Consider the following 3,866-nt stretch of genomic DNA (forward strand, 5'->3'; position numbering starts at 1 on the left):
CCCGCCGCGGTTCGCGTGCGGCGGGCCCGGTCCGTCGGTGGGGGCTCCGGTGACCGGTCGGCGGGGCGGTTACTCGACGACCAGCTCGACCGGGACGTTGCCCCGGGTGGCGCGGGAGTACGGGCAGACCTCGTGCGCCTGCTTGACCAGCAGCTCGCCGGTCTCGCCCGCGAGGGACTCGGGCAGCTCGACGCGCAGCACGACGGCGAGGGCGAAGCCGGCCTCGTCCTTGCCGATGGACACCTCGGCGGTCACCGAGACCTCGCTGGTGTCCACCCGCGCCTGCCGGCCGACCAGGCCGAGGGCGCTGGCGAAGCAGGCGGCGTAGCCGGCGGCGAAGAGCTGCTCCGGGTTGGTGCCCTGGCCGCTGCCACCGAGCGCGGGCGGCATGGCCAGCGTGAGGTCCAGCTGTCCGTCGGAGCTGACGGCGCGGCCCTCCCGGCCGTTGGCGGTGGCGGCTGCGGTGTAGAGCGCGTCCATGGTGGCTTCCCTTCGGGTCCTGGGTGTTCCTGCGATCGGTTGTCCCGGCGGTTGCCGGCCCGATGCGCTTCGCGGCGGCCACTCGGGCGTCGCTGCGCTGCGACAAGTAGAGCACGCAATTCAATTGCGCACAACTCAATAGCGCGATGGTGATCGGTACCATGGGTCCATGACCACCCACCCCGACGTGGCGGACGAGGAACTGCTCCGCCTCGACCAGCAGATCTGCTTCTCGCTCAACGCGGCCTCCCGCGCCTTCGGCGGCGTGTACCGGGTGTTGCTGCGGGACCTCGGGCTGACCTACCCGCAGTACCTGGTCATGCTGGTGCTGTGGGAGGAGGGCGGGTTGCCCGTCAAGCGGATCGGCGAGCGGCTGCGGCTGGACTCCGGGACGCTCTCCCCGCTGCTCAAGCGCCTGGAGACGGCCGGGCTGGTGAGCCGCGAGCGGAGTCCGGAGGACGAGCGCTCGGTCACCGTCCGCCTGACTCCCGAAGGGTCGGCGCTGCGCGAGCGGGCCGGGCAGGTCCCGCGCCGGCTGCTCGCGGCGACCGGCCTGCCGGTCGAGGACCTGGCCGCGCTGCGCGGGCTGCTGGACAGGGTGGCCGCCGCGTTGGACGCGGCCGAGGTGGAACCGGCGCCGTAGCCATGCGGGCGTGGGGCCGTAGGGGCGCGGGGTGATTTCGAGGGGGGTGGGGGCGGCGGGGTGGCTGTGTCGAGGTGAGCCCGAGGGGGTGCGGGAGTGCCGGGGTGGCGCCAGGGGGCTTGTCAAGCCATCCTCGCGTGCACTGTGATCTGGGTCACGTTGTGGATGCGCCGGTCGGGCCCGTGAGGGCGAAGCGGCAGGTCAGCAGTGCTGTTCACAAGTGAACGGAATCGTTCGGCAATTGTCCGCCCGATCCGGTCAACATCCCGGACCTCCCGGACGGTTACACCACGAGCCCCCAGGGGCCGTCGGCGTGCCACCAGGTGGGCCGGCCAGCTGACCGACGAAAGGGGGGCCCGCGTGACCACTCCCGGGCCGGGCGAGGAGCGGGGCCTGCGAGCCGACCCGCTCGGCGGCCTGCCGAACGACTTCGCGGCCTTCTTCACCCGAGAGAACTCCGGCTACCTCCGCTATGCCCAGCAGCGTCTGCGGCACCGTGAGGACGCCCAGGACGCCGTCCAGAACGCGGGCACCACGCTCTACAAGAACTGGCGCCGGGCCCTGGCCAGTCCCGATCCGCAGGCCTTCGCCTTCAAGATCGTCAAGGATGCGGTGGTGGACGTGCTGCGCGAGCGCCGGCGCACCGAACGCAAGCGGCAGCGGGTGATCGCCCAGCGCCGTCCCGACACCAGCCAGGACGATCTGAACGAGCTCGCCGAGCTGGACGCCCTGGACTGGGCGATGGAGGAACTCGCGCGGGCCGCGCCGGTCCAGGCCGACGTGGTCCGGCTGCGCCAGGCGGGACTGTCGTACCACGACATCGGACGGTCCCTCGGCATCGCGCACACCACCGCCCGCACCTACTACAGCCTCGGACGGCGCCACCTGGAGTACCTGCTGGAGCACCCGGATGACGGCGGGGCGCAGGCATGAGGGTCGTGGACCTGCTGCGCGCGCACGCCGTCGAGCTGGAGCGGGAGTTCGACGACCACGATCCGGTGGACTTCACGCGCCGCCTGGCCGAGCGGCTCGCCGCCGCCCGACGGCCCGCCCCGATGGTGCGCGAACGCCCCGCCCGGCCGCCCGCCGGTGCCCGACAACCGCACGCTCCGGCCTCGGGGCCGAGCCCGGGAGCGGCGGCGGGGGCGGGCTCCGGGCTCGGCACGGGAGCGGGGGTGGGCGCCGGTTCCGGTCCGGGGTCGGGCGCCGGCCCGGGGGCGCTCCCGGGGCAGCCCCGGTGGGCCGGAGGGCGGGCGGAGCTGCGGCGCGACCTGCGGCACCTGTGCGTGGGGGTGGCGGGCGCGGCGGAGCCGGGGGAACTGGCCCTGGACCTCGAACTCGCCGAGAAGACCGCCTTCCGCACCCTCGGCTGCCTGCTGTACGGCATGGGCCGCACGGCGGACGGCGTCTTCTGGTGGCGGATAGCCGCGCAGTACGGGGACCAACTGGCCGTGCACTGCCTGGCGGTGCACTACACCGCCGAGGGGGAGCGCCGCGACGCGGCCCGCTGGGCCGCCCAGGCCCAGGACCTCAGCGCCCCGGGTCGGCTGCCGGAGCTGGCGCCCGACGTCCGGCCGGGTGGGGCGGCGGAGCTGGCGCGGGTGCTGGCGGAGCGCTACGACGGCGAGATCCTGCTGACGGTGCGGGAGACGGTGGCGGCGCGACCGAGCGCGGACCCCGGGTGGTTGGGGGCCCGGGCGGTGCGAGGGCGGGGGGGGGTGCGGATTCGGTGACGGGGATGGGGACGGGGATGGGGGCGGGGAGGCCAGGGGGATGGGGGCGCCAGGCGGGCGCGCGGGCAGGGCGGGGCTTGCGGCGGGGGCTGGATCGGGCCGGTCGGGGCCGGGGCGGGAGAGGCCCCGGGGCGGCTGGGGGAGTTCAGGTGAGCCCGGAGATAGCGGCACCCACGTACTCGGCGCCGAGCAGCAGCGGGACGGTGATCATGATTGCCGCGCTGTGCGTGGCCGTCCAGGCCCGCCACTCGCCGAGGGTGTGCCGAGTGTGGTCGTCGCCCCGGAGGTGGACCACCAGCGGCAGCAGGGTTCCCAACGAACCGAGCAGCACCATCACGACAGCGGCCACCGCCTTCTCCCCGACACCGGTCACCGCAGCGGCGATGGAGGCGGCTCCGCCGATGGCTGGGACCAGGGTCTTCGGCTGGGCCACGACCAGGACCACGGCGAGGCCGGCGGACCGGGCGGCGGTCAGCCGGTCGATCGAGAGCAACCAGACCGGTGGTGCGGTGACCCGGCCGGGGCGCGGCCGTTCGCGCCACTGCCGGGCGGCCAACAGGAGGAGGACGACGCCGAGGGTGAGCTTCAGCCAGGACGGCCAGGTCGGCATGGTGCGGGCGGGGCTCAGTGCGGTGCCCGCCGTCACGACGGCCGCCACCAGCGCAGCCAGGCCGAGCAGCCAGCCGGCTGTGAAGGCGATCCCGTTGGCCCGGCGGCGCGGTGAGGCGAGGATCAGGAGGAGGGCGATCAGCGGCAGCGGGCTGAGTGCGACCGCCACCGCGGAGGCCAGCATCGGGCCGATTGCCTCACCCATCCCCTGTCTCACCCATCCCCGGACCTGCCTTCCCGTCGCCGGGCGCTATCCGCCATTCAGCTACCTGCGGGTGGGTGCCGCACGGCCGGCGCCGCCGTTCGGGTGAGGGCGGGCGTGGGGGCGGGGGCAGAGGAAGACGGGGTAGGGCAGGGGGGAGCCGGGGCGGGCGGAGAGCGGCGCAGGGCCGTCGCACCGC

5 protein-coding genes are annotated in these 3,866 nt (G+C 74.8%); 3 read left to right on the plus strand and 2 right to left on the minus strand.

Annotated features, from left to right (window positions below; translation table 11 throughout):
• Positions 1-69: 69 nt before the first annotated feature.
• The gene (locus tag ACFU7Y_RS41435; protein ID WP_224282204.1) at positions 70-480 is read right to left on the minus strand and encodes an organic hydroperoxide resistance protein; all 411 of its coding nucleotides are present in this window, start codon (positions 478-480) and stop codon (positions 70-72) included.
• A 169-nt stretch (positions 481-649) separates the two neighbouring features.
• On the opposite strand from ACFU7Y_RS41435, the gene ACFU7Y_RS41440 reads away from it, so the two are divergent.
• From ACFU7Y_RS41440 to ACFU7Y_RS41450, 3 genes are all read left to right on the plus strand, one after another.
• Entirely contained in the window at positions 650-1,123 is a 474-nt protein-coding gene (locus ACFU7Y_RS41440; RefSeq protein ID WP_380771576.1) for a MarR family winged helix-turn-helix transcriptional regulator, read from the plus strand.
• A 360-nt stretch (positions 1,124-1,483) separates the two neighbouring features.
• On the plus strand, positions 1,484-2,056 hold the full coding sequence (locus tag ACFU7Y_RS41445; RefSeq protein WP_380771578.1) for an RNA polymerase sigma factor: 573 nt from the start codon (positions 1,484-1,486) through the stop codon (positions 2,054-2,056).
• A complete protein-coding gene (locus ACFU7Y_RS41450; RefSeq protein ID WP_380771580.1) occupies positions 2,053-2,856 on the plus strand; it encodes a hypothetical protein in 804 nt (267 codons plus the stop codon). Before ACFU7Y_RS41445 ends, ACFU7Y_RS41450 begins: the two co-directional genes overlap by 4 nt.
• A gap of 145 nt (positions 2,857-3,001) precedes the next feature.
• Here the strand turns inward: ACFU7Y_RS41450 and ACFU7Y_RS41455 are convergent, their stop codons facing one another.
• Positions 3,002-3,670, minus strand: a complete 669-nt coding sequence (locus ACFU7Y_RS41455; protein ID WP_380771582.1) for a GAP family protein — start codon at positions 3,668-3,670, stop codon at positions 3,002-3,004.
• Between the last annotated feature and the right edge of the window lie 196 nt (positions 3,671-3,866).

It is taken from the genome of Kitasatospora sp. NPDC057542, from assembly GCF_042801945.1.
GTDB lineage: Bacteria > Actinomycetota > Actinomycetes > Streptomycetales > Streptomycetaceae > Kitasatospora.

Excerpts from the sequence above, each read along its gene's own strand:
- ACFU7Y_RS41455 (WP_380771582.1), bottom strand. The coding sequence starts at position 3,670 with ATGGGTGAGGCAATCGGCCCGATGCTGGCCTCCGCGGTGGCGGTCGCA.
- ACFU7Y_RS41435 (WP_224282204.1), bottom strand. The coding sequence starts at position 480 with ATGGACGCGCTCTACACCGCAGCCGCCACCGCCAACGGCCGGGAGGGC.
- ACFU7Y_RS41450 (WP_380771580.1), top strand. The coding sequence starts at position 2,053 with ATGAGGGTCGTGGACCTGCTGCGCGCGCACGCCGTCGAGCTGGAGCGG.
- ACFU7Y_RS41440 (WP_380771576.1), top strand. The coding sequence starts at position 650 with ATGACCACCCACCCCGACGTGGCGGACGAGGAACTGCTCCGCCTCGAC.